This is a genomic window from Leptothoe sp. LEGE 181152 (assembly GCF_032906605.1).
Classification (GTDB): Bacteria; Cyanobacteriota; Cyanobacteriia; order Phormidesmidales; family Phormidesmidaceae; genus Leptothoe; species Leptothoe turfae.
Map to the genome: position 1 here is coordinate 1 of NZ_JASATU010000048.1, position 24,418 is coordinate 24,418.

Sequence of the window (24,418 nt, forward strand, 5' to 3'; positions counted from 1 at the left end):
TATCCGTAATATGGTCATCAATATTGCACGGCATAATGGCTATCATTCTTTGACCAAAGCTAGGCGATTCTTAGCTCATGACATTCCAACAATTCTTTCCTTTCTTAAATGAATTCTCCCTGCTTTTACACCCTTATCGTATTTTCCACTTTCTTTAGCAGCTTCAATAGCCCCCATGTGCAGGGCTTCAAATTCACCAAAGATAAAATTCTGTTTTTCAATCGGCAATGCCAACATCCGATTTAGGAACCGTGACATCGGTGGCATATCGGCTTTTATGGCCCCTTCCCTGGTTTTAAGGGCAAGTCCTGTAATGTCTTCAAATTCAGCACAGCTCATGCCTTCTATCCGGTTCTGGGCCATCCGGTTGTAAAAGAGGGAGAGGGCATACTTGGCGTAATCGGATTCAAGGTTATTTTCTGCGGTAAAGACGCCCTGGCCCGCTGCATCCCGCTGGCCCCTGGTGAGCGCTCCAAGCTGGCCAATACGTCGGCTAATGGTTGCGGTAAATCGTCGTTCTCCAAGCACATCAGTGGATACCACGCGCACGATGGGAGCTGACGCCTGGTGCGTTCGATGGGTACGGCCAAAGCCCTGGATAGCAGTGGCGGCATTCCAACCTGGTTCCAGCAGGTAGTGAACCCGGCGCTGCTGATTCTGGCAGGCAAGGGAGGCGTGGTAGCTGCGTCCGGTACCTCCAGCCTGGGAAAAAACAAGGATTCGTTTCTCTCCACTTTGAAATGCTTTAGTCTCTTCTGAGTTAGCCCGTGCGCCTCGTTTTGAAGCGTGGTAGCGTCCTGATTCGGGGTCGTAGAGTATCCGCTGGCTTCGCCCAGTCACTTCAGCAACACTTTCCTCTCCAAAGTGAAACAGAATTTGTTCTAAGGCCCCTGGCATCTCAGGTAAGAGCATTAACTCTTTGATAAGGTCCTCTTTCATCTCTAGTGCCCGCTGGCACTGCACTGGGTTATCCTCTGCGTCTTTTACAATGCGAGAGCGGATATTTCCATACTCATCTTCGTAGGGCTCAAAGAGCGTGGTTGGAAATGATCTATCGAGGTATTCAAGGATGCCTTCACGAGGGGTAAAGTCTATCTGGAGATTGTCTCGTTCTCCCACTGGCACCGATGAGAGCTTCCTATCCAGAATCGCTTCATTAGTGCTCACTATCTGAATAACACAGGAGCGATCATGCGCTAAGTCATCCTCAATCGCCTCAATCATTTCAGGGGTTTTCATTGAGGTGAGCAGATGGTTAAAAAAACGCTGCCTTGTGCCTTCAAATACGGATATCGCAGCGGCTTTTGCTCGGCTGTTATAGGCATACCCATCAGGGCTCACCACCCCTGCTACCTGTAAGGCTTCTTGTAGATTGTGGTGGATGATGTAAAAGGCATCGGCAAATTTGTTGTAGATCCGTTTTTGATCATCAGTAAGTGAAACCTCTAACGGTTCATTCTCCACACCATCAAAGCTAAGCACCCGTGCGTTATAGAGCCCAAGGGCTTTTATATCCCGTGCCACCATCTCCATCGCAGCCTGACCTCCGGCATCGACCTGGCTAATAAAACTTGACCGGCTTTCAAAGGGGAATTCCCCAGTGGACCAGAGACCCAGCCGTGAGGCATAGGCTAAGTGAGAGACTTCGGTAGCTCCTGTAGCACTCACATAAATGACTCTGGCATCTGGGTGCAGGTTTTGGATTTTTAAGCCTGCTAAGCCCTGCTGAGAGGGGGCGGTAACGCCCATACTGGTAACCTTCCCTACGGCTCCCCCCATGTTATGGGCTTCATCAAAGGCGATACAGCCGTCAAAGTCATCTCCTAGCCAGTCACTTATCTGCTGTAACCGGCTATAGTGATTCCCTCCACTAGACCGTGTAGAGCGAAGCGTGGAATAGGTGGTAAAGAGAATACCGTCTGGGAGTTCAATGGGCTGATTTATCTTCCAGCTTCCTTGAAGATGCACATCATCTGGATTCCCACCAAGAGCTTCCCAGTCTCGTTTAGCGTCTTCCTGTAGGGTCTTTGACATGGAAACCCACACCGCCTTTTTCCGCCCCTGTAAGACGTTATCCATGATGATGCCTGCCACCTGTCGCCCTTTCCCGCAGCCAGTGCCATCGCCAAGGAAATAACCTCGCCGAAACTGCACCGCATCTGGATTACTGGGGACGGTTGGTTCTGTGGTTTCGCCGTCATCAGTTACCAGGAAATAACCATTGAGGAAGCCCTGGTGAGCGTTTCCGGCATAGGTGACGGTCTCTATTTGAGCATCAGACAATACCCCGTCTGCGATCACTGCTCTTGGCAGCACCGGTTTATAGCTGGGCTCTGGTGGAAGCACCACTGACATCGCCTGACTTTCGACTAGATCCGTTGGATGTGGGTGGGCTCCTGCAATCTCAATTCGTTTTGGTTTATAGCTCCTTCTTCAGCAAAAAGTTTGGCAGTTGCGTAGCCAATACCAGCACTAGCACCTGTTACAATAGCAACTTTGTTAGAAAGCACATTCATGATGTCGTTCTCACAGATCAAACGATACAGACATCATTTTCAAGCGTCAGATAGCCATTGACGATCCAAATCTTGCTATCTTGCTACTCAACTATAAGACTTGAATTCTCACTGCAATCGGTAGTACTGCTTGATCACCCATGGTTGGAATGTAAAGCAATCAAATTTCCTTCTGTATCTTCGAATTCAGCCACCCACCCCAACTCCCCAATCGATGTTTTGGGATACGCCACTTTTCCGCCTACAGCGACTACCCGACTCAGAGTGAGGTCAATGTTAGGCACCGAAAAGTAGAGCCGTGGCCCTTCGTTTGAAGGAACATAGCTTTCTCCCTGAGCCAGTGCACCCGATATGCCTTGACCCTCTTCCGTGACTGGAAACAGTGCCATTTCTACACCATCGATCGTCGTGCGTTCCAATGTATTGGAGAAAACAGTCCCATAGAAAGTGACTGCTCGATCTATATCGGTAACAGGTATCTCAAAATATGAAACAAGGGAATTCATTGATGCGTAGATGAATGTGATTGTGGATTTAAGGGATGTACCGGTCTAGAGCTATGACTATTTACGATGTTTCACCACTAAAGCCATTCCAAGGAGCCGCAATGCCAGATTAATTGTGTTCTGCTTCTTCGGCAAGTCGATGGGCTTTAAATGCATGGCCCCAATCCTGCATGACAACGAGGATGGGCTTCAAAGATTGTCCAAACTCCGTTAGCTCGTATTCGACGCGGGGCGGAACTTCGGCATAGACATGCCGCGCCACCACGCCATCCGCCTCCAACTCGCGCAGTTGTAATGTGATCATGCGCTCTGTTGCGTTAGGAGTAAGACGTCGCAGTTCACCAAAACGCTTGCGCCCATCTAGCAGATGGCAAATGAGTATTGGCTTCCATCGACCGCCAATCACACTCATTGTTGCTTCCACATCGCAACCCGTCTTCCAGTTATATTTCCGCGTCATTGTTGGTTGCCGATACGTTCAAAGATCTCCATTACTTACAAAAATGTGGGTACTTGTCAATATCGTTTTAAGTGACATAGGCTGATGCTGGAACAAGGATGCATCCAACGGAGAACATTGCGTCCTAGCTTACTCCCCCTTCAAGACCAGGTAACTAGCAAAGCCAACTTTTTGACAAAAGCGAACCCTGTAGCCTCTAGGAGACACCCAATGAAAGATAATTTCACTACTTTCAACGTTAAGGTTGAAAATGCGATCGCATGGGTCACCTTTGATTATCCACCCGTGAATATTCAAGGCTTGCCTATGCTTGCCGACCTGAATACGTTGGCCCAAAGATTGGAAACAAATCGCGACATCAAGGTTGTTGTATTCCAATCCGCCCACCCAGAGATTTTTGTAGCCCATGCTGATACGGACTTCCTTAAGGAAATGTCCGCGACTGTAGTCTCCCGTGACGACGTTAAACTGCTCGATCTGCAAACCACGCTAGAACGGATCAGTAAGCTGCCCCAGGCAACCATCGCTAAGATTGAGGGCTTCGCCCGCGGTGGTGGTCACGAATTTGCCCTTGCCTGCGATATGCGCTTTGCCGCCCGCGGCAAGGCAACGTTCATGCAGATGGAAGTCGCCATGGGTATTCTGCCCTGTGGTGGTGGCGCGTCACGCATGGCCCGTCAGATTGGTCTAGGGCGTGCACTGGAGATTATCCTGAGCGCCAGAGACTATGATGCCAACCAGGCCGAGGCCTATGGCACCATCAACAAGGCGCTCGACCCCGAAGAAATCGGCTCGTTTGTTGAAGCGTTGGCTAACCGCATTGCCCTTTGGCCCGCCGAGTCGATCAATGCTTGCAAACAGGCTGTGTATGCCTCCATTGACAAGCCCATTGAGGCAGCGCTAAAGGAAGAGGCCTATTGGCTCTATCAGGCAACAAGTCAAACCCCAGCGCTGAAGCGCTTTAAGTGGGCCGACGACAACGGTGCACAATTCGATATGGACAATCAGCGCGGCTGGGAAGAGGCTCTCATTAGTATTCAGGAGATTAAATAATGAGTATCGAAGATAATAAGAGAATCGTCGCTGATTTCTTCGAATACTTTTCGGCAGCAGACGTACCAGGCGCTCTTGAATTGCTCGATGATGATGCCATCTGGCGTGTGATGGGTCGTGAAGGTGGGTTGCCCATGTCCGGTGAGATGAATAAGGAAGCCATTGGCACGCTGATGGGTAATGTCAAGGCTGCTATCCCAGATGGTATGACGCTAACATCTACTGGATGGACAGCTGAAGGCGATCGGGTGGCCCTGGAAATGGAATCCTACGGCAAAATGGCTAATGGCAATGTTTACAACAACCATTACCATTTCTTGGTCACGGTCTTGGACGGTAAAATCACCTCGCTTCGGGAATATATGGATACGTACCAAGTCAAACGGCTTTTTATTGACGCCTAGGATCACGTTCTTTTTGAACAGAACTCAAAAATGCTCAAACATATTGAAGAGATAAGGTTTCAACCCATCAATAGAGGATATAATTCCGTGTTTCGGCCAAATCGGTTGAGCCTTGGATTGGTGGTGCCAATTGAGACCTATGCAAAGAGTCCGGTACCGACCATGGCCCGTCACCTGGAACGTATCCAACTTGCAGAAGAATTAGGATTTTCCGCCGTCTGGTTGCGTGATGTTCCATTCAACGTGCCCTCATTTGGAGATGCTGGTCAGATTTATGATCCCTTTGTTTATCTCGGTCTCTTGGCGGGCCAGACCGAACGGATTGCCCTGGGTGTGGCCAGTATTATTCTGCCGCTGCGACATCCGGCCCATGTTGCCAAGGCTGCGGCCACCGCTGATGTACTTTCTGGGGGGCGGCTTATTCTGGGGGTGGCTTCCGGAGATCGACCCGAGGAGTATCCGGCACTCAATTTGCCCTTTGCTGACCGTGGTACACGATTTCGCGAAAGCTTTGACTACATTAGACGCATAGGCGAAGATACCCCATCTTGTGAAAACCGCTATGGTAGCCCTAATGGTGGCATGGACATGCTGCCTAAACCAGTGTCTGGAAAACTGCCGCTGCTGATTACGGGAGGCAGTCAGCAAACTCCCGAATGGATTGCACAGAACGGAGACGGCTGGATGATGTATCCGCGCCATACTGACTTGCAGGCAAAAATCATTTGCGATTGGCAGGCGCGGGTTAAGGCAGCGGGACGATCTACAAAGCCGGTGATGCAACCGCTCTACCTTGATCTGACTGACAATCCTGAGACACCCCCACAGCCGATCCATTTAGGTTTTCGGCTGGGCACGCGCCACCTGCGTGCTCATCTAAAATTACTGGAAGAGATTGGTGTAAATCATGTGGCGTTGAACCTACGGTTTAATCAAGCAGCTATGGAGACAACGCTCAAACGTCTCGCCGATGCCATACTGCCAGACTTCGCTGATTAGAAAAAAAGACAAGGAAACAAAATTATGACAAAGACTCTTCTGGTGACGGGGGCAACCGACGGCATTGGCCTGGAAACGGCCAGGATGTTAGTCTCATTGGGTCACAATGTCTTGTTACATGGGCGTAACCGAGCAAAACTGGAAGAATTAGCAAAAATCCTAGCTACAGACAAAGGACAGGTTGAAAGCTATGTGGCTGACTTCTCTCGCATGGCCGATGTGGAGGCTCTCGCGGAGGCTGTTACTGAACGACACACAAGACTTGACGTATTGATCAATAATGCAGGTGTCTATAGCGCGTCCAATCCGGTGACGCAGGATGGTCTGGATGTACGGTTTGTTGTCAATGCGATCGCACCCTATCTGTTAACGCAAAAACTGATGCCACTGATGGGAGCATCTGGAAGAGTTGTTAATGTATCCTCTGCTGCTCAAGAACCCGTTGAGCTAGAGGCATTAACGGGCCAGATTAGGCTCAACGAAGACTTTTCAGCCTATGCCCAAAGCAAGTTGGCACTGACGATGTGGTCGCGCGCGCTTTCCCGCAAAGAAAATAGTCCGACCATTATCGCAGTCAATCCTGGATCAATGCTCGGTAGCAAGATGGTGAAACAGGCCTTTGGTGTAGCAGGTGGTGATATTCGCATCGGAGCTGAAATACTCACTCGTGCAGCATTCTCAGAAGAATTTGGCACTGCTTCTGGCCAGTATTTTGACAATGACTCAGGTCAATTTGCTGCGCCCCACTCGGATGCACTTGACCCGCAAAAATCTGAAGAGATTGTAAGTGTTATTGAGAAGATTTTGGCTGAGATACCATAGGAAGTGAAATTGCCGTCAAATTTCCACAGTTCCAAATCGCCTTTTATCCACCTGGTCATTGGCTTTCTATGGGGTATGGGTGTTTTTGAGTGATGGCTGAGGCAATTTTGCGAAGATGTGCACTAACGTCCCTTGCCAACTGCTTACTCCTTGTTTTTAAGGATCTGGATTAGGGGAGATTCTTTACTGTATCTAGTAACTTTCTGTTGGAGACGGAGAATATATTTCTCAATATTGTGACGGGTTGTACCTAATTGCTGTGCGATTTGCAGATTATCTCGCCCTGCTATGGTCAACCGAAGGATATTGATTTCTCTTAGGGTAAGACCAGGGGGGAAAGAGTCATCTTTATAGCCCACCGCTGTGGGTCTGGTGGGTGGCGGCGGCGGTGGCGACTGGACTTCCGTCAGTACATGAGCTTTTGGGTCCATGGATTTAATTCCCATTTAATTCCCAACTATAGGATAGGTAAACCACTTTGAGCGTAGTCGGCAGCTGGGCGGCAGTGTAGTAGCGATCGCAATACTCTACAATCGAATTCGCTGTCGTCAAAAAATCTGCCTTGTACCACTTGAAAATCTTGCTACAGTACAATGTTCTGTTAGCAGCATCGTAGTGAACTTTGTCTGGGTTGTTGATAAAGCGATCGCAATCGTCCCCCAGTTGATCCATCAGCATATCTGGCGTGTAAGCCTCCGCTCTTAGCAATGGGCAGCCAATGGACGCACACACTAGGGCAAAGTGGATACGCGGATCGAGAAACTGCTGGCGCAAAATGTCGTGCTCAATAGTATTCAAGCTCAGAGATTGACCGTTTAAGGTATAGACTCTTTTGGTGAAAAACCGTAAAAAAGCTAGCCAGTTAGGGATGCCTAGAAACTTAGGTCGAATGGAATCGATGGGGTACTCATAAAGCACCTGTCGGATCGTCAAGGCATTGTATAGGTTTAGGAGAGTTGCGATCACCTGCGCCCTTTCCAATCCTCGCAGGTCCACACTGCTCATCTCTGCTAGCCACTGCTCTAGCACTGGCAGTGATGTTTGCCGCCAGCGGCTATAGGCTACTCGGCCTTGACCATCCACATATTTCTGTAGCAGACTGTCCCAGACAGCAAAATTGAGTTGAGTCATGGGGTGAGCCTTCGCATTTTTACCACATTTTACGGTGATACTACATCTCCCTCGTTAGGATCATTCTCAGGACATCCACAAGGGGGTGTCCCGACAGGATTGTCCACATTTATTCAAGCAAGCGCCAATAGTTCTCATAAGCATAAATACTCATCTGCTTTGATGAGTACTATACACATAACAACTACATGAGTATTTATGCTTAATACTTAACAAACCTACTTATTCCTAAAGTCTTTGTACTACAAGGTTTAGGAATAAGTAGTTGATGTTTTGGTAAACCGGAACGGCTATCTAGAGTCTGTTCTTCCGTAGCAGCCTGGAGATACAAAAAATACTGTAAGAAAAGAATATTGCGTCAATTAAGCCGCCTCAGAGTAATTCACCATACGCCTTTTGGGGGCCTGACGGCGGACAACCGATACTAGTAAAACTTCACGTCCCTGGTGTTCTAGAGCTTTTACGTAGCGCAATTGTTCCTGTAGCGCTTCGCTTTCTGAATTAAAGGGACCGAAAAAATATCCACAACTTGGAGATGCAGCCATTATTTCCAGCCACCAAGACTTGTTAAGCAGGTCAAACACCTGATTGATAAGGTTCGCCATAATGATTAGATGGGTCAGTGAGATAAACGTAGCTATGTGTTCTTAAGAACACATAGCTTTTCTTATACTGTGCTCAGTGTCTCATGCCTGTCGGCTTTGATACTTTATGCTACCTAAAAGTCACAGGACTTTAATTTGGATAAACTAATACAAACTATAGAACATCTATCAAAATTTGTCAGATGTGATTTAATTCGTTTCTTGGGCGAACTCAACAATGTTACCGTCAGGATCCTTGACCGTAGCAATTCTGGTCCCGTTGTTCAGCTGTGTAACGGGTAGCGCAATAGAGATGTTTCGAGCTTTAATCTTGGCCATAATGACATCTAGCTCAGCAACGAGCAGGGTAATATATCGGTAGCCTAGAAATTCTGAGATATCTGTTGGGCCGGGCTTAGAAGGGGGGTTGTGTAACTCCACTAGCTTAATTAGGGACTCGCCATGCTGGAGTTGCACCATACGCCCTTTACCAATGAGTGAGGTTGTTACCTCTGCAACAACTGACAACCCTAATAAGTCTCGATAAAAGCTGAGGGAGCTCTCCATTTTAGCAACAACAATGCCAATATCAATCGCAATACGGACGGTTCTAGCTGTTTGTATCGAGCTATCTGTATTCATCGGTGCCCATGCCGCTGGCATAAATAATTAAAATTTGTGTCTAAATAATATCGACATTGCTGATCCTTGGAATGCCTTTAGTGGTGAAGCATCGTTAAATAGCCATAACTCTAGACCGGTGCATTCCCTCAATCAGCGATCGCATCATACATATCTTGCCTGCTGCCCAAAACTCCTGAAAATGCTTCGGCACCAGGTGCTTATCAACGTATACCTAAACCATCCCAAGGGCACATTTTCAATTTTTTAAGGCAAGTAGAGAGGAATTATTGTCAAATCAGAATAATTCTGATTAAAATATAGCTAACTCAGAATAATTCTGGGTTAGCTATGGCCCAAAACATTTAATTATCTATGGCAATTCTCTATGGGTTTCTCAAGTTCCTAGAAATATTGGAGTATATCGCTGAGCATGTTGACTGCTTGACTACACCAGCAGGAAAGACAATCTGGGTGTGCTTAGTAAGCTATCAGATCTGTCTTATGACTGGCTATCACGAATTAACGGCTGCCATGATTGCGGGGTTGATGTCTCTAACGCTGCATTATGAGGTGCATCATTCTGAGTTTTAGGCCATAGATTGTTTGAGAAAATCCATAAAAGCTCGAACTTTGAGGGGGACATAAGCGCGCGAGGGATAGCCCCGCCATTGAATATTGGACTTACGCTACTGCATAACAACTCATTGTTCAGTTATGTGGCTAATAACTCAGAGCGACTTTTGCCGATGAGTCATACACTTTAGAGCTATCTTCAAACGATTTAAATTCTAGTGGGTTGCCACTATAGTCCAGCACAAACATGGTGGACTGCTGTGCAGCTTCGCCTGGATAACGCGTTTGAGGTTTAACTATAAAATCAATGTCAGCAGCCTCTAGCTTCTGTTGTACATATTTGAACTGAGCTTTACTCAACAGACATCCAAAGTGAGGAATAGGCACTGATATGCCGTCGACATTGCCGCAGTAATCAACGTTTGTACTGACGTCACCTACGTGGGCAGAAAGCTGATGCCCAAAAAACTCAAAGTCGATCCAGCTATCGGTTGAACGACCTTCTCGGCAACCTAAAATCTCTCCATAAAATCTCCTTGTGCTATCAAGATCTTTTACCTTGAATGCATAGTGAAAACTGTTAGTCATAAAATTGATGTCCCTACTGATGGAGAACACATATTATACCTAAATTTCCACCTGGATATCCTTAGATCCAAACATCATTTTGGGCCGTTTTCTCTCCAACAGTGTCTCCTGTGTTAACGACACCACGAGGCTCAATGAGTAACATATGACACTCTTTCTCGGCATGGGGTTTATGTTCTATCCCTTTGGGGACAACAAACATTTCTCCTGTAGATAGCTCTACAGCACCATCTCGAAATTCAATGGTCAAATGACCATTGACAACAATAAATACCTCATCAGTATCTTTATGATCATGCCAAACAAAGTCACCTTTTAGTTTAACTAGCTTAAACTGGTAATCATTCATCTCAGCAATGACTTTAGGAGACCAGCGATCGCTGAATTTAGCTAGCTTTTCTTGAAAATTGAGCGCAGTGTACTTTATTTGCATTGGGGAAAGAGGGGATAAGAATAGAGCCTGAAACCTCGTCAGCCTTGTTCTTAAATTCTATAGGCCTTTTCTATCTGCCTCGCCTAATTATGTTTTTATTTTGGAGAGTGCGGCTGAATTTATATTCTCAGGAAAGAGATTTTTAAGATATCCGGTTATTTTGTAGGGGCGCACCGCAGGGCACCCTGCGGTGTATAGGCAAATGGTTTATCTTCTGCATTGGGTACATATCAATACGCCCCTACGGATTATCCGATTAAATAAAAATGTAAACCCCCTCTATCCAGTTAAGGATAAAGGGGGAAAGCAATTTAAACCTTAGGTTTAACCTAGAGCTTCCTCAATAGCAGCCTTGAGTTCAGGTGCATCAGGAGCTGTCTTAGGATCGAAGCGAGCAACGACATTACCGTCGCGCCCTACTACAAATTTGCCAAAGTTCCAGGTGATATCGTCGCCGTCGCCCACTAGAAACTGGTATAGAGGACTACGATTAGCACCATTAACGTCCTGCTTTTCGAGCAGCGTAAACTCTACATCGTATTTAGTCTTGGTAAAGTCCTTGATTTCATCAGGAGTGCCAGGCTCTTGAGCGCCAAACTGGTTGCAGGGTACGCCTACAACGACGAGTCCTTTGGAGCCATATGCCGTGTCCAGCTCTACCAAGCCGCTGTATTGGGGGGTTAAACCGCAAGCGCTGGCAACGTTAACGAATAGTACAACTTTATTTGCGATCGCATCTGGGGACAGGGGGGTACCATCCAGAGTCGTCAGATTAGTGGGTACAGGCATAATGGATTAACGTTTTTGACAACGCTTTCTATTATCAACCATCCTTGCTCTGACAGGTAAGCCGCATTTTAGTTTCTATGGGTGAGGCTGTCGAATGGCAAAACTGCATCATCGGTGCAATCATCGATCGTCATCTTAATGGCTGGTTCGTCATGACAGGGCTCGGCAAAAAGATATGCTGACGAAAAACAGATATTCAGCTGTAAACAGTTGAAGTCATCGCCATGGGCGGGTACAGCTAAGTAGCCCAAAAGGCTAACTATTCCTAAAGGAATAGATTGAAGGCACCTATTCATAAAAACAAGTGAGAGTTTAGAACTGATAGTTTCTAACTCTAAGTCGGCTAGTCAAACCTACCATCAGAATAAATGCGTAAATAGGGGGCATATCACCCAACGATTTACAGTCTCCTCAGCATATGCACGGAAGCCTCACTGCGAAAATGTGGCAGTTCTCGGTTGGGATCAATAAAACCTGGTGGTAAGTAGTGAGTAGTGACTATGGGCAGGGTGTATCAACGCCAATGAGAAACGCGATGCGTTACTGATGACATATCCTGTTGCTCTGACAGGCAAAGATAACAGAAGCCGGCTTACCCGTTTTGGGATGTATCGGTTCAATTAAGTCCTGCAATACCAGGCCACTTTTAGAGAGAAGACCGATCCAGCTTGCCATTGTTCGAAAGTACCAAGGAGCTGGGTCTACAAAGTCTTGACTAAAGCTAGCCCAGGAGCCTGCACGCCAGCCATCTTTATAGGGTTGGTCACCACACGCCATGAGCGGATGTAGTGTTTGGATTATAAAATGACCACCAGGACTGAGTAATGTCGACACCTGTTTTAAGAGCGCGGCTACAGATTCATTGCCAAATAGGGAAAAGTTACAGACAACAACATCGAAGGTGTCTTGCAAGCAGGTGTCTTGCAAGCAGGTGTCTTGCAAGCAGGTGTCTCGCAAGAAGATGTCTCGCCATTTGCCCGCACTAATCTCTTCATAGGACATCACATCGAACCTGCCATCTCCCTTGGCCCTGGCTTGTTTCACCAGGGCTGGAATCCCATCCACACCGTGAACCATAACGTTATGGGCATGTAACGCCCTGGCTAACCAGCCTTCACCACAGCCAATATCCAACACCGTCTTTGGTGAATAGGACACTACGGTCTCTACAATTGCCTGGTTGGTAACTAGCTGACGACTCTCAATCTGTTGTTCACGGACAGCCACCGTCCACGGGGCAGCATTCTGTTGCCATGAGTGGAGAATCTGTTCTTCATTGGAAAAAATCATGGTCGCTTATCGACTGGCTTCTAACGTTTCTAAGGAGACATCCTGCACCAGCGTCAAGGGTAAAGACTCTCGGCTTAAATATTGGGCATAGCCTGCTTGCAAAAATTGGCGATAGTTTGACTGCCCAGCCACATGGGTTTGCATAAATGCCAGACCCAGGGCTTTAAGATATTCGCGGGCAAGGGTCGGGTCGGGACCCGATAGCTCATCAGGCAACGTCTCAGACTGGGCATAGTTATGGTGACCTCCCTGCATGAGCGCCAGGTATTTATCCGACGGCGTTAACCAGGTAAACGGTTGAATTTGTTCCGTTAAGGCCGGAGCCACCGGATCGGCACTGCCTCCCACCATCAATATCGGCGTACTGAGCTGCCCCAGCCCGGCTTCTCCAAACACTAAGCTGGTAATGGGGTTAAAAACAAACGCTGCTTTGACTCGCTCGTCTTGAAGGGGTTGTTCAAACTGACTTTGTAGGGCTAGACACTGTAAAGGTATGGAAATATTAACCGAGTCTGCTTCAATTAAGTCGCTGGTGCAACGGGCTTCTAACTGTTCAACATTAAGCTGAGCACCAGCCAGGGCCAGGGCTGTATACCCCCCAAAAGAATGTCCTATAACACCCACGCTATTGAGGTCAAACTGATGGGTCAGCGCTCCTCTCGTTTGGGTTTCCAGGTAGTCTAACAAATAGGAAATATCCTGGGGGCGATCTACAAATTCGTTGGGGGCCATTGCAGCTGAGGCATTGCCCGCCAGTAAATTTTCCACCTGCTGAAAGTTGCTACCAGGATGCTCAATGGCTGCCACAGCAATGCCATGGCTCGCCAGATGCTGGGCCACATCGACAAAGTTAGTGCGGCTGGCGGCAAACCCATGGGAAATAACCACCAGAGGAACGGGTGCATTGCTCTGGGGGATATACAGATCCACAGGCAATTGGCGATCGCGTTGTAAGTCTCGCAATTCTAACGTCTGAGTTCGCCAGGAGACTGGCCCCGCCTGGGTTAGATCAGGGCGTTGGGCATAGTCGATGGGCTCTGTAGCGGCTATTTCGGTATTTGTTTGGGTGTGGAGCATTGCGATCGCAGTCTCAGTTTGGTCCAGCAGATCTACCACTGTGTTAACCACATCCAAAATCTCAACCGAGTTAATCCGCAGCGTGGGTGTAGGAAACCGGCGTATCAGATTGAGCAGAGTCAGCCCTTCCTCATCATCAGCGGCCAAAATCAGGGCCCCCCGCAGTCCCCGTGCCCCATTTTGTCGCGACGCTGTTTGAATGACGTTCCCCAATCGATCTAACCAGAGTTCTCCTAAGGGATCGTAAAGTACCTGGGATAGGGTGACAGCACTCACATCCAGCGGTGTCGTCAAAATCTCTCGCAGATCGCGACGTTCTTCTTCATTGAGAAACTTAAGATAAAACTCTAACTCCTCGCTAACTTGGTTGTCAGTGGCATAGCCTTCCAATGAGGCCACTGATACTGATAGCTCTAACAATCCATAGGATAGGGTGACATCTTCCGCAGCCAGGGTAGGAGCACTGAACACCAGCGGTGCAGCACCGCCTAGAAACAGGGCCAAGTTCCGAAACCAGTGAAGGGCTTTCATAGTTGCTAATAGAGCCTTTAAAAAATAAGCAATTAAATCAGAGAACCGTCAGGATAATAGACGGATAGAATGGACCTGAGTTCGGCACCAAAATCAAGGTTGAGATAATAGTATTGTATGAGTTTTGTCGGAACCCTTAGCCTGGGCAAGTAATTGCCAGACATACACGTCCCTAGCGTAGATACCAGCTCCAATTATTAGGGTAAACCAGCAATAAATATACACACTTGTCTAAGATAAGACATCTTTGTCTCATTAGGCTATACTAGTAGCCGATGGTAAAAATTTGGCGCTATTGCATCCACCCATCCATCCATCCATCGACTCATCCCCATGTGATGGTGGGCAAACTTACGCCACAAAGTACTAGTCTAATGAGTGGTCAATCGTCTCGAAACGCATCTAACAAGCAGGCTATTTTGCACGCAGCTGTTGCTGTATTAGCGAAAAATCCAGGGGTTTCTCTCAGTGATGTTGCAGGCAAGTGCGGTGTTGGGCGAGCGACGTTATACCGCCACTTTTCGTCCCGTGAGGCCCTGATCCGTGAGATCGCCTTCGAAGCGATTGAGGCCATTGATCAAATCACAGCTCACATTAGGAATCAAAACCTATCGGCTGCCGATGCCCTACTGGCGTTTCTAGAGGCAGTGGTGCCTCTAGGTGATCGGTTTCACTTTTTGGTAGCAGAATCATCAACCTATACCGACCCAGATATTAATGCGGCCTACGCCCGACAAATGCAAGAACTAAATGACTTTGTAAATGTCCTCAAACAAGATGGGGTGATTGCCCTAGATGTCCCCAATGCATGGGTTGCCACCACCATTGATGCCCTGATCTGGGCAGCATGGTCAGCCATACAAAGTGGTGATATTGCCCGCAATGATGCCGCTAAGTTAACCTATCGAACCCTGATCCAAGGTTTAAAGCATTAGGCATCGTTAAAAACATTCCCGGTCATTATTGACAGTGCCCGTCAATACGATCAGGGCGCAGCATCTGAGGAGGTCAGGTAATCAACGGATAAAACGCGATTGTGTTCATTGCACTCGGCAACCCCAAGCCCCTGTCCGGTGATCCTAAACGTTGTTAGAAAATTTATTTTATATGGACATGCTTTGAAGAACTGCTTGACGTTATTAAATTGAGATAATACGTTGAAGGTCCGTCGTCTGGGACTATGTCTAAACATGCCTGAAACCTTGATATCGCCTCTTCACCAGACATATTTCGATAGACTTCTAACGCCGTCTGAAAACAATCTCGCAACAGAATTAACTTATGATCTGTGCTACCAGCAATACCTAGCAGTTCATAAATAGACTCAGGTTCTCCAGCGAAGGCAATCCGATCAATTTCCCTAACCTCGATGGTATTACCCGCTAGTTCTCTGGTTTTAGCCGTCATCAAAATGCGAGTCCCGTATACCTTATTTAAGGTTTCTAGTTTCTCCGCCAGTTGGGTCACTGGCCCAATAACCGTGTAAGACTTAGATTGTTCAGAGCCAATATTCCCAGCTAAGGCCTCCCCCGATGCCAAACCAATGCGAATATTAATCTCTGGCAGACCTTTTCGAATACCCAGTAAGTCTGGCAAACTACGCCGTAGCTTAGTAAGCTGGTCAAACTGCTCTAGGGCCGCGTAACAAGCCAGCTTGGCATGATCTGCTGGATCTACAAAGGGGGGAGCCCAAAACGCACTGACCGCATCACCAACAAACTGATTAATCACTCCATGGTGCTCCTTAATGGGAGCAGAAGCCAGGGTGAAATATCGATTGATCAGGGTGACTAACCCCGTTGGTGTGAGCAGTTCGCTAATGCGGCTAAAGTTGGCCATGTCCGAAAAGAACAGCGTCATCATCTGCCGTTGACTCCCTTCAGTTGGGTTGGGTTGTCCCAGCAGCGTTTCTACAATGCGTGGGTCCACATATTGACCAAAGGTGGCTTTGAGCTGTTCTTTTTCACGAATCTTGCTGACCATGTGGTTAAAAGATTCTGTCAGCTGACCAATCTCATCACTGGAGTAGACAGGGACTTCCACATTCAGGTTACCTTGTTCAATTTTCTCGGTATTGTTCACTAAACGTCGCACGGGGCGTACTAGTCCAGCGGTAACCCAAGCAGAAAATAGGAGACCAATACCGCTGGCAAGACCGGTTAACCAAAAGCTCAGGTTTAGTGTGCGTTGTTCGGTGGCCTGGGCGTGTTTTGCAGATTGTTCAATAAAAGCAGTGAGCTCAAATAAAATATCCTGAATTCGACGATCAAAATCGTCTTTAAAATCGGTAATTTGATCAATTAGTAGGGTGGCGGCCTCTTGATCACTCGCTTTTAGGCGGTCAATAATGTCCAAGCTATAGTGGTGGAGGTTTTGGTGCTCGGATGCAAGCACTTCTAACAGTGGGCGAATGCGAGCAATTTCAAGGATATCTTCAGGAGTGTGGGCCGCTTGAGCGGCCTTGTCAGCAAGGGCGATGGCGATAGCAATATCTTGTTTAACCCGTTCCCCCCGTTCCTTAAAGGCCTCTTCTTCGGCGTTGACTTTAGCGCTGCCGATACCGTCGATTTTGTTGTTGCTAATGGTGTAATACCGAACCATGCGTTCAAAGTGAATCTCCTCTTCAAGCACATGGACGTTAATATTGGCGATATCTTCTGTCAGGGGAGCTAGGTAGTAGGCAATGTCAATCAGTTCATAGTTAACCTGGCGAATGCGGACATGGTTGAGATAGGCCACCCCTAACAGTAGACCTAGCATGCTGCTGGCAATACCAAAAATCTTAGTGCCAATGGAGAGAGAAAAACGGGACTGCATGGTAAGTGTGGTGGAGAGGGACTCTGGGGTTGAGGAAGAACGGAGTTTTTAAGGAGATTATTGCTGTTGCTGATTTATGGAAGGATCAGCAATGGCAGATTATTTATTTCTGGGTTAGCTGCCATACTCCGTCCCAGCTGGTGTCAGGTGGATTCGCCTCTAGTTGGTCAACCCGATCTAGATAGAGTAGGGCGGGACGGTCGCCAGGTTTTTGGGCCAAACATTGATTAAAGTGCTGGCGGGCCTGGTTCCATGCCTGTTGTCGATAGGCTGCAAGACCCTGGGCAAAAGCTGCGATCGCAGCCCCATCTGTAGTCGTTAGAGTATTTCTATGACCCAGTAATTCATAAATGTGGATAGGATCTTCTTTGCCCACCACTCGAATCAGGTCTAGCTCTCGGGTGGCCATGACATCTGACACCTGTTGCTGGGTGGCCTCATTGATCACAATGGTCACTCCGTACTGTTGGCTCACACCCTTGAGACGGGATGCGGTATTTACGGTATCTCCCATAACGGTGTACGCCTTAGCCGCCTCTGAGCCCATATTGCCCACGACTAAGGGACCGGTGGAGAGACCAATGTGGAGATTTCCGGTGTGCGTAATGTCTAGCTGGGACAGTTTGGGATATAGCTGGGTAAGCTGGTCAATGCTGGCTAGGGCCGCCTCACAGGCCAGGCGAGCGTGACTGGCCCCATCGGTGAAGGGAGGTCCCCAAAACCCCATAATCAGGGTGCCAATAAATTTGTCGATTACCCCATCATGGTTACTGATGGGGGCCGACATCAGGCTCAGGTAGTCGTTTATGATCCGCTCTTGGTTTGTCGGTGTTAGCGGGGCCAAACAGGTTTCTATACCTTGCACCTGGGCAAAAAAGACGGTCATTACCTGGCGTTCACCATCGGTGGCAGCGGTGTCACTGCTCTGAACAAGGGATTTTACAATGCGCGGATCGACATACTTGCCAAAGGTCTCTTCTAGACGCGCCTTGAGTCTTAGCTCATCCACCATAGTATTAAAGGTACGGGCCAGGGTGCCCACCTCATCGCGGCTGGAGGTGTCTAAGTGAATGTCCAGGTCACCGGCTTGCACAGCGGTAGTACCCACTTTAAGGGAACGCACAGGCCGCACTAACCCTAGGGTGACCAGGGTGGCATAGACCAAACCCACCAAGGTGGCCAAACTTGCCACTGATGCACTGAGGGTTTGCACTACCTGCTGGTGATGTTGTCCCGCTTGGGCCGCTTCGACAGTAAAGGCTTCTAGCTCCAAAAAAATATCGTTAATTGCCTGGTTAAAGTTGGTCTCTTGGGCAATCAGCTTTTCTTCCAGCTGATGGGCAGACTCTAGATCTCCGGCGGCTAACAGCTCCAAAAGCTCACTAGCATGGGTTTGAAACGCTTGATGCTCGGTTTCAATGGCCCTTAACCTGGGGGCAATATGCTGCCATTCGGCCTTGGCTTGGGGAAGAGTCGTCTCATCAATGGCGGTTTGCACCAGTGCGATCGCAGCTTCAATTTCCCCATCGACCTGCTGTCCTCGCTCTGCAAATCCCATTAGCTCTGACTGCAAGCGCTCCTCATGTAGGGGCTCAATTTCATACAGCGTTTGCACCCGCTCAAAGTGCAGCTCCTGTTCCAGCACATGCACATCAATTTGTGCCACCCGATCAGTAATGGGAAGGGCATAATCCGCCAGATTAATAATCTCTTCGTTTACCTGTCTCAGGCGTCGAGTGGAGACCGCCACCACTATTACCATCAGTCCAAGTAAGCTGGCAGTCAGGCCAAATATTTTAAGACCGATGGGGAGGCCCCGCCGATGCGTAGATGGGCTGATGGGCTCAAGGGCGGTCATGGGACAATAAAATAGAGGTTGCTAGTTTAAATTTCCCCACTGACTTTAGAAGAATCAGCTTAATTTGTTAAAAATTTGACCTACAACCATCGACTACATGCCCTAGCCCATAGCCTGCCAAATTTAGTTAGCGAGTAGAGCTTTTAAAATATATTCACATCCCTGATTTCAATCCGTTAGGCAGCAATTCTGCTGCAGTCTCTTGTTCAAACTCCTTAGCTATGTCAGCCAATAATTACCATAGAATCACGTTCACGCGGCTGAGTAAGATTCCTCCGAACGCAATCATTGACTTGATGAACGATCCCGCAGTCCGGCGGCACCTGCCACTGGCCCAGGATGAGTTTGGATATGTTGAGTGCGATCGCTTTGTCGCCATCAAAGAACGAATGTGGGAGGAGAGAGGCTTTGGACCTTGGGCCTTTGTGCTGGATGACGAGTTCATCGGCTGGGGTGGCCTGCAGCCGGAGGGTGATGATGTAGACTTGGGTCTCGTCCTCAATCAAAAGTACTGGGGAGCAGGATCTGCTCTCTACCGGAGGATTCTGAAACATGCATTCGAAGAGCTCTGCGTTGACTCTATTACTGCTTTGCTGCCCCCCAGTAGGAAACGGGTCGCAGCGCTGCGGCGGCTTGGTTTCCACAAAGATGGCGAGATTGTGATCCAAGACCAGCGCTTCATCCGCTACCGGCTTATCCGAAGCGAAGTTACCCAGAGTGTAATACGTTGATGATGTTTATTGGGCAGATGAATCGAGAAGATGTTGCAGAATATGGAGATGGCATGTTTTACGCTTTTCTATGTAAGGCATGTGGTATTGCCTGTACTTGGTATCAACAGACCTAATTAGTGGATTATATGGCCGACTCGTCGAGCAATACATACAAGCAACAAGTCCTGAATGACTTTAATAATCGCATAAACTATGAGAACGAATTTCATAGGCAGGCTGCTGCACGATTGGTAGAGCTTTCAACATTACGGCCAGGTCAGTATGTTTTAGATGTTGCCACTGGAACTGGCTTGGCGGCAATTGCCGCAGCTCAGATAGTTGGCTCCACAGGATATGTTCTGGGAACTGACTTTTCTATTGGCATGTTACGCCAAGCGAAACAAAAGCTTGAGACTTTAGGACTGAAAAATATTGAGTTTGCACAAGTAGATGCGGATGAACAAACATTGCCAGAGAAGCGGTACGACGCTATCTTGTGCTCATCTGCAATTGTTTACTTGACGGATATTCCAACTGTACTTCATCGATGGTATCGAGCGCTGCAACCACAAGGAATAGTCGCTTTTTCTTGCCTGGCAGAATCTTCTCCTAGTGCATCTGTCTTATTCAGACAGGTAGTTCGCTCATATGGCATCAATATTCCCAATCCGAATGAATTGCTTGGGTCCCATGAACGATGTCGTGACCTGCTTGAAATGGTCGGCTTTAGGGATATTTCGCTCATAACTGAGCAGTTTGGCCGTTACCTTCAAGATATAGAATCTGTTTGGACTGGTAATGCCAGAAGTGCATTTGGGCTTCAGGATGTGGAATGGTCTAACAAAAAGTTGGAACAGTGCAGGCAAGAGTATTTCGCAGAAATAGAGAAAGTTTCAGATAAAAAAGGGTATTGGAATGATGTCACAATGTTTTTTGTAACAGCTCGAAAACCGAATGAAGTAGTGACATAATAAGTCAACCTATTCCTTTTTGGATATAGTGGTTTTGACGTCTCCGAACTCACTGGGCTGGTGGCTATAAAGGGATGTTCCCGCTTAAGCCACATGACTCGGGCTTGCCTTGAGATCCCTTGATCGTCATAGCGCCTCTAGTCCCTCAGTCCAGACCTTTCGATAGGGATAGGTACCGGTAGTGTGACACGTCGGTAGATAAACACTCGCCAGTTGCCATGGGGTATTGCCATACCGTCTCTCCCCCTTAGTAAACCACTGAACCATAGACTGAATCTACATTCTAGTCTAGCAATCACCCTAACGATTTTTTAAGTGGTATGGCCCATTCCTTAAAGGGTATTCCTTTGTTCATGCCCGAGCTTAAGAATATAAGGAGCACCGCTTTACCATGGTTAATGGAGCTCTGTTTTCTTCCTTTTTCTTCCTTATCCTCTCTCCTTTGCAAGTATACTCACATTCCTAACAAAAAAGAGTGGCATTCAGGTAAGTTTGTTGAATAGCCTTGTTCACGCTACCGATGTCTCCAACTCGGCATTGTAAAGATTTGAATTTAGATTGAAAATCAATCGAGAATAGCATCCTAAGACAATCAAACTAGTTACTTGGGTATAATACAGATTGAATCAGATACAACTGTCCCACTCGATATGCATCAGGACGTTTGCTATAACCAAGGTAGTGTAATAGTTTGGTTTGGAGAATAGGAAATTGGTGGGCACCATAAGGACTGTTGGGCAATTCACTAGCCTGCAGTTCGTAATATTTGCAGCTATTGTTGTAGCTAGTTGTGACCAAGCTTTATAAGACTGAACTCCTATGGCTTATTGCTTGAATCCTCAGTGTTCTGCACCACAAACGCATCACCCTAACATAAAAGTCTGTCCTAGCTGTGGTTTCGTGATTGGTCTTCGAGCTCGTTATGTTGCCATCAAACCCATTGGTCAGGGTGGTTTCGGTAGAACGTTTTTAGCAATTGACCAAGGCTTTCCCACTAAACCTCGATGTGTCATTAAACAGTTTTTCCCAGCGCTCAGGTCAAGCAAGCATCCAGATACAGTTACTAAGCTTTTTTATCAAGAAGCCAATCAACTTAAGAAGCTAGGCCATCATGGGAACATACCCAGACTCATAGACTACTTTGAGCAAGATAATCATCTTTATCTTATTCAGGACTATATAGAGGGGCAAGACTTAGCCCATGAGCTACAAAAGACAGGCACCTTTTCTGAAGCGCAAATCTGGCATGTCCTAAATCAGGTATTGCCCACGTTAAAATTTATTCACAATCACAATATTATTCATCGTGATATTAAGCCTGCCAATATCATTCGTCGCGCCACTGACCAGAGCCTGGTATTGGTAGATCTGGGGGCAGCAAAACATGTCACGGGTTTAGCCCTGGCCCAAACGGGTACAGTCATTGGCAGTGCTGAGTATACAGCCCCTGAGCAGGCGCGGGGAAAAGCTGTTTTTGCCAGTGATATTTATAGTCTGGGGATTACCTGTATTCACCTACTGACAGCTGTTTCTCCTTTTAGTCTCTATGAGACTGGAGAGGGAAGATGGGTTTGGCAAGACTATTTACAGCAGCCCGTCAGCCCGAGACTCGCTCAATTGCTAAATAAGATGATCCTCATGCCAACAAATCATCGTTATCAAACCATTGAGGAAATTCAGACATCTATCGATGGGGAGAATGCTCAATCAGGTCCCGCATCATTCCTCAAGACTCCCGAATCCAAAGCACCCTATGGCAGGGGAAAAAGATCTTCTAATCGCTTCAAGAACAAAGAAGCTTCCCCATCACCTCAGCCGTTTATTGCTAAAACTCCGGAAGAAAGTCCCCTCGCTGTCCCCTCACCATCGTCTGAATTATTAGATACCGATCAGTACACACTCTCATTAGATGCCAGCGATCAATACACACTGCCTAATTCTACCCTCAAGACTCCCGAATCCAAAGCACCCTATGGCAGGAAAAAAAGATCTTCTAATCGTTTCAAGAACAAAGAAGCTTCCCCACCACCTCAGCCATTGATTGCTAAAACTCCGGAAGAAGGTCCCCTCGCTGTCCCCTCACAATCGTCTGAATTATTAGATGCCGATCAGTACACACTCTCATTAGATGCCAGCGATCAATACACACTACCTAAGTCTAATAATACCGACAGGCAAGTTACTCGAAATAGTGCTAATCCATTTAGCTTTATAACAACAATTTCACTTGGCTTACTAGTAGCGTTTTTTGGGGCGGTGGCGGTGGTAATATACTATCCTTCTCTACTCGAAAGTACTTTTCAGCGACATGAAATCACAGGCTGGCTTAATTCGGAAGAGAGGAAGTCGATGTCGACTGATGCAGATATTGTTATTAACAGCGAGGGTTTAGAGCTAGGGCAACCAATCATCAGTAGAGATGGAAAATTGTTGTATGCTATTTCGGGAACTATCGAAGGTTTATATGTCAAAGTCTGGGAACTTGAATCTGGCAATCTGGTAGATGATATTCCTATAGAAGAATCCCATATTGCAATGAGTTATGATCGACATCAATACCTATTAGCAGGTCATAATTATCAGGGGCTAACAATCTTTGATACGACTAATGGGCAGATATTTACATCGGTTGATGATTTTATACCTGCAGGAGGATTTTCTCATAGCCCATCTTTTGGTGACTCGCGTCTTGGACTAAGTGAAAATCAATCCTTCTTAGTAGAAGATGCAGTAACTCAGACGGATCAAGGGGACCCCTTACATAGCACTAGTGTTTGGGATTTAAGGTCACATAAACGATTGATCCATGAAGAAACAATTTATTCATCCGATAATCTCTGGGTAGGGGTTTCCTGGTCTTTGTTATCTAGTAACGTTCATCATAGTAGCCACCTATTTAGTGCTGATAGTCAACATGTTGTTGTTGACAGGCAAAATAGGGTTGAAATTTGGAATGTGGATTCTGGTACCCGATTCTTTTCATTAGAGGCAGATGCTGCTAGCTTTACCACAAAAGAGAATATTCTCATTAGTGAAAAACATAGAGAAGTTGTGGTAGGAAATGATACTACTTCATTTTCTAGGCTAGTTCCCTATGACATTACTGTTTGGGATACCAGCCAGCAACGTCCTATTTTAGAGTTAGGCGAAGGTCGCATTAGCTTTACTGGGACTGGAGAACGATTTGTGTTTTATGATAACCAAACAAATCAGCTCAGCTTATTTGATACCCAGTCAGGAAAAGAAATTCGTGAATTTTCCCAATATGACCTATCTGCAAATAAGCATATCTCTCATATTGCACTCAGTGATGATGGTGATTTACTCGCCACTATTGTGTCCGAAGATCGTGTTGATGCTCTACACACTCGGAAAAAGCACCTGATATGGTGGGATGCTAAAACAGGAGAGGTTTTAGGCAAGCCTCAATCAGTTGATATTGGTTCTTATGATTACAGCATTGTTCAATTTACCCCTGATGGTCGTTATCTTGTGATTGGTGAAGGGTTTGATGCCCCATTGCAAATTTGGAAGACGCCGAAGTGGGACTGAGAAATTTAAGCACCCGATATACCAGGTCACCCTATAGGTGACACGCCTCCCTCGCTTGGTAATGTTTTTTACTCCACACTCAAGTGCAGCAAATGCCCTCGGCCCAACACATCGTGCGAACAGTCTT

Annotated in this window: 24 protein-coding genes and 2 pseudogenes; 9 read left to right on the forward strand and 17 right to left on the reverse strand. The window is 47.1% G+C overall.

Going from position 1 to position 24,418, the window contains the following annotated elements; all coding sequences use genetic code 11:
* Window positions 1-75: 75 nt before the first annotated feature.
* The 4 genes and pseudogenes from QGP82_RS24475 to QGP82_RS24490 all read right to left on the reverse strand — a co-directional run bounded on the left by QGP82_RS24475 (window position 76) and on the right by QGP82_RS24490 (window position 3,482).
* Window positions 76-2,355, reverse strand: coding sequence for a strawberry notch family protein (locus tag QGP82_RS24475; protein ID WP_499061312.1), 2,280 nt, complete (start codon window positions 2,353-2,355; stop codon window positions 76-78).
* A 68-nt stretch (window positions 2,356-2,423) separates the two neighbouring features.
* Window positions 2,424-2,516, reverse strand: a pseudogene (locus tag QGP82_RS24480) (SDR family NAD(P)-dependent oxidoreductase); the annotation flags it as partial.
* Window positions 2,517-2,650: 134 nt separating this feature from the next.
* Window positions 2,651-3,022 (reverse strand): VOC family protein, encoded by a 372-nt coding sequence (locus QGP82_RS24485; RefSeq protein WP_490795093.1) that lies wholly within the window; start codon window positions 3,020-3,022, stop codon window positions 2,651-2,653.
* Window positions 3,023-3,131: 109 nt separating this feature from the next.
* On the reverse strand, window positions 3,132-3,482 hold the full coding sequence (locus tag QGP82_RS24490) for a winged helix-turn-helix transcriptional regulator (protein WP_490795094.1): 351 nt from the start codon (window positions 3,480-3,482) through the stop codon (window positions 3,132-3,134).
* Between the two features lie 210 nt (window positions 3,483-3,692).
* Between QGP82_RS24490 and QGP82_RS24495 the strand changes: the two genes are divergently transcribed.
* From QGP82_RS24495 to QGP82_RS24510, 4 genes are read left to right on the forward strand one after another with little or no spacing between them, the layout of a single operon-like run.
* On the forward strand, window positions 3,693-4,535 hold the full coding sequence (locus QGP82_RS24495) for an enoyl-CoA hydratase/isomerase family protein (RefSeq protein WP_163698385.1): 843 nt from the start codon (window positions 3,693-3,695) through the stop codon (window positions 4,533-4,535).
* On the forward strand, window positions 4,535-4,939 hold the full coding sequence (locus tag QGP82_RS24500; protein WP_499061313.1) for a nuclear transport factor 2 family protein: 405 nt from the start codon (window positions 4,535-4,537) through the stop codon (window positions 4,937-4,939). The genes QGP82_RS24495 and QGP82_RS24500 overlap by 1 nt, the downstream gene beginning before the upstream one ends.
* Window positions 4,940-4,969: 30 nt before the next feature.
* Window positions 4,970-5,938: an LLM class oxidoreductase gene (locus QGP82_RS24505; RefSeq protein WP_163669617.1), complete on the forward strand. Its 969-nt coding sequence runs from the start codon at window positions 4,970-4,972 to the stop codon at window positions 5,936-5,938.
* Window positions 5,939-5,962: 24 nt separating this feature from the next.
* On the forward strand, window positions 5,963-6,760 hold the full coding sequence (locus QGP82_RS24510; protein ID WP_499061314.1) for an SDR family NAD(P)-dependent oxidoreductase: 798 nt from the start codon (window positions 5,963-5,965) through the stop codon (window positions 6,758-6,760).
* A gap of 143 nt (window positions 6,761-6,903) precedes the next feature.
* Here QGP82_RS24510 and QGP82_RS24515 read toward each other — a convergent pair whose 3' ends face one another.
* The 4 genes from QGP82_RS24515 to QGP82_RS24530 all read right to left on the reverse strand — a co-directional run bounded on the left by QGP82_RS24515 (window position 6,904) and on the right by QGP82_RS24530 (window position 9,138).
* Window positions 6,904-7,191: a LuxR C-terminal-related transcriptional regulator gene (locus tag QGP82_RS24515; protein ID WP_490795096.1), complete on the reverse strand. Its 288-nt coding sequence runs from the start codon at window positions 7,189-7,191 to the stop codon at window positions 6,904-6,906.
* Between the two features lie 4 nt (window positions 7,192-7,195).
* Window positions 7,196-7,891, reverse strand: a complete 696-nt coding sequence (locus QGP82_RS24520; RefSeq protein WP_490795097.1) for a DUF547 domain-containing protein — start codon at window positions 7,889-7,891, stop codon at window positions 7,196-7,198.
* A gap of 362 nt (window positions 7,892-8,253) precedes the next feature.
* The gene (locus QGP82_RS24525; protein ID WP_163669609.1) at window positions 8,254-8,496 is read right to left on the reverse strand and encodes a DUF1816 domain-containing protein; all 243 of its coding nucleotides are present in this window, start codon (window positions 8,494-8,496) and stop codon (window positions 8,254-8,256) included.
* Window positions 8,497-8,685: 189 nt separating this feature from the next.
* The gene (locus tag QGP82_RS24530; RefSeq protein WP_499061315.1) at window positions 8,686-9,138 is read right to left on the reverse strand and encodes a VOC family protein; all 453 of its coding nucleotides are present in this window, start codon (window positions 9,136-9,138) and stop codon (window positions 8,686-8,688) included.
* Between the two features lie 333 nt (window positions 9,139-9,471).
* On the opposite strand from QGP82_RS24530, the gene QGP82_RS24535 reads away from it, so the two are divergent.
* Window positions 9,472-9,690 carry a hypothetical protein gene (locus QGP82_RS24535; protein ID WP_250565152.1) on the forward strand — a complete coding sequence of 73 codons (219 nt, stop codon included), beginning with the start codon at window positions 9,472-9,474 and terminating at the stop codon, window positions 9,688-9,690.
* Between the two features lie 129 nt (window positions 9,691-9,819).
* Here QGP82_RS24535 and QGP82_RS24540 read toward each other — a convergent pair whose 3' ends face one another.
* From QGP82_RS24540 to QGP82_RS24565, 6 genes are all read right to left on the reverse strand, one after another.
* Window positions 9,820-10,260 (reverse strand): VOC family protein, encoded by a 441-nt coding sequence (locus QGP82_RS24540; protein WP_163698398.1) that lies wholly within the window; start codon window positions 10,258-10,260, stop codon window positions 9,820-9,822.
* Between the two features lie 61 nt (window positions 10,261-10,321).
* Complete coding sequence (locus tag QGP82_RS24545) at window positions 10,322-10,693, reverse strand: cupin domain-containing protein (protein ID WP_499061316.1); 372 nt, start codon at window positions 10,691-10,693, stop codon at window positions 10,322-10,324.
* Window positions 10,694-11,017: 324 nt separating this feature from the next.
* Window positions 11,018-11,482, reverse strand: a complete 465-nt coding sequence (locus QGP82_RS24550) for a glutathione peroxidase (RefSeq protein WP_163669603.1) — start codon at window positions 11,480-11,482, stop codon at window positions 11,018-11,020.
* A gap of 68 nt (window positions 11,483-11,550) precedes the next feature.
* Window positions 11,551-11,778, reverse strand: a complete 228-nt coding sequence (locus tag QGP82_RS24555; protein WP_163669602.1) for a hypothetical protein — start codon at window positions 11,776-11,778, stop codon at window positions 11,551-11,553.
* A gap of 244 nt (window positions 11,779-12,022) precedes the next feature.
* On the reverse strand, window positions 12,023-12,772 hold the full coding sequence (locus tag QGP82_RS24560; RefSeq protein ID WP_163669600.1) for a class I SAM-dependent methyltransferase: 750 nt from the start codon (window positions 12,770-12,772) through the stop codon (window positions 12,023-12,025).
* Window positions 12,773-12,778: 6 nt separating this feature from the next.
* A complete protein-coding gene (locus QGP82_RS24565) occupies window positions 12,779-14,380 on the reverse strand; it encodes an alpha/beta hydrolase (protein WP_499061317.1) in 1,602 nt (533 codons plus the stop codon).
* 275 nt (window positions 14,381-14,655) lie between these two features.
* Here QGP82_RS24565 and QGP82_RS24570 point away from each other — a divergent pair, with 275 nt between their 5' ends.
* Entirely contained in the window at window positions 14,656-15,315 is a 660-nt protein-coding gene (locus QGP82_RS24570) for a TetR/AcrR family transcriptional regulator (protein WP_499061318.1), read from the forward strand.
* A gap of 163 nt (window positions 15,316-15,478) precedes the next feature.
* Here the strand turns inward: QGP82_RS24570 and QGP82_RS24575 are convergent, their stop codons facing one another.
* Entirely contained in the window at window positions 15,479-17,197 is a 1,719-nt protein-coding gene (locus tag QGP82_RS24575) for an adenylate/guanylate cyclase domain-containing protein (RefSeq protein ID WP_499061319.1), read from the reverse strand.
* 103 nt (window positions 17,198-17,300) lie between these two features.
* Window positions 17,301-19,055: an adenylate/guanylate cyclase domain-containing protein gene (locus tag QGP82_RS24580; RefSeq protein WP_163698407.1), complete on the reverse strand. Its 1,755-nt coding sequence runs from the start codon at window positions 19,053-19,055 to the stop codon at window positions 17,301-17,303.
* Between the two features lie 221 nt (window positions 19,056-19,276).
* Here QGP82_RS24580 and QGP82_RS24585 point away from each other — a divergent pair, with 221 nt between their 5' ends.
* Both QGP82_RS24585 and QGP82_RS24590 read left to right on the forward strand, forming a co-directional pair.
* The gene (locus tag QGP82_RS24585; RefSeq protein WP_163698409.1) at window positions 19,277-19,786 is read left to right on the forward strand and encodes a GNAT family N-acetyltransferase; all 510 of its coding nucleotides are present in this window, start codon (window positions 19,277-19,279) and stop codon (window positions 19,784-19,786) included.
* Between the two features lie 128 nt (window positions 19,787-19,914).
* The gene (locus QGP82_RS24590; RefSeq protein ID WP_163671817.1) at window positions 19,915-20,739 is read left to right on the forward strand and encodes a class I SAM-dependent methyltransferase; all 825 of its coding nucleotides are present in this window, start codon (window positions 19,915-19,917) and stop codon (window positions 20,737-20,739) included.
* A 47-nt stretch (window positions 20,740-20,786) separates the two neighbouring features.
* Here QGP82_RS24590 and QGP82_RS24595 read toward each other — a convergent pair.
* Window positions 20,787-21,009: pseudogene (locus QGP82_RS24595) on the reverse strand (IS1 family transposase); the annotation flags it as partial.
* A 549-nt stretch (window positions 21,010-21,558) separates the two neighbouring features.
* Here QGP82_RS24595 and QGP82_RS24600 point away from each other — a divergent pair.
* Complete coding sequence (locus tag QGP82_RS24600; RefSeq protein WP_499061320.1) at window positions 21,559-24,291, forward strand: protein kinase domain-containing protein; 2,733 nt, start codon at window positions 21,559-21,561, stop codon at window positions 24,289-24,291.
* Window positions 24,292-24,418 lie beyond the last annotated feature (127 nt).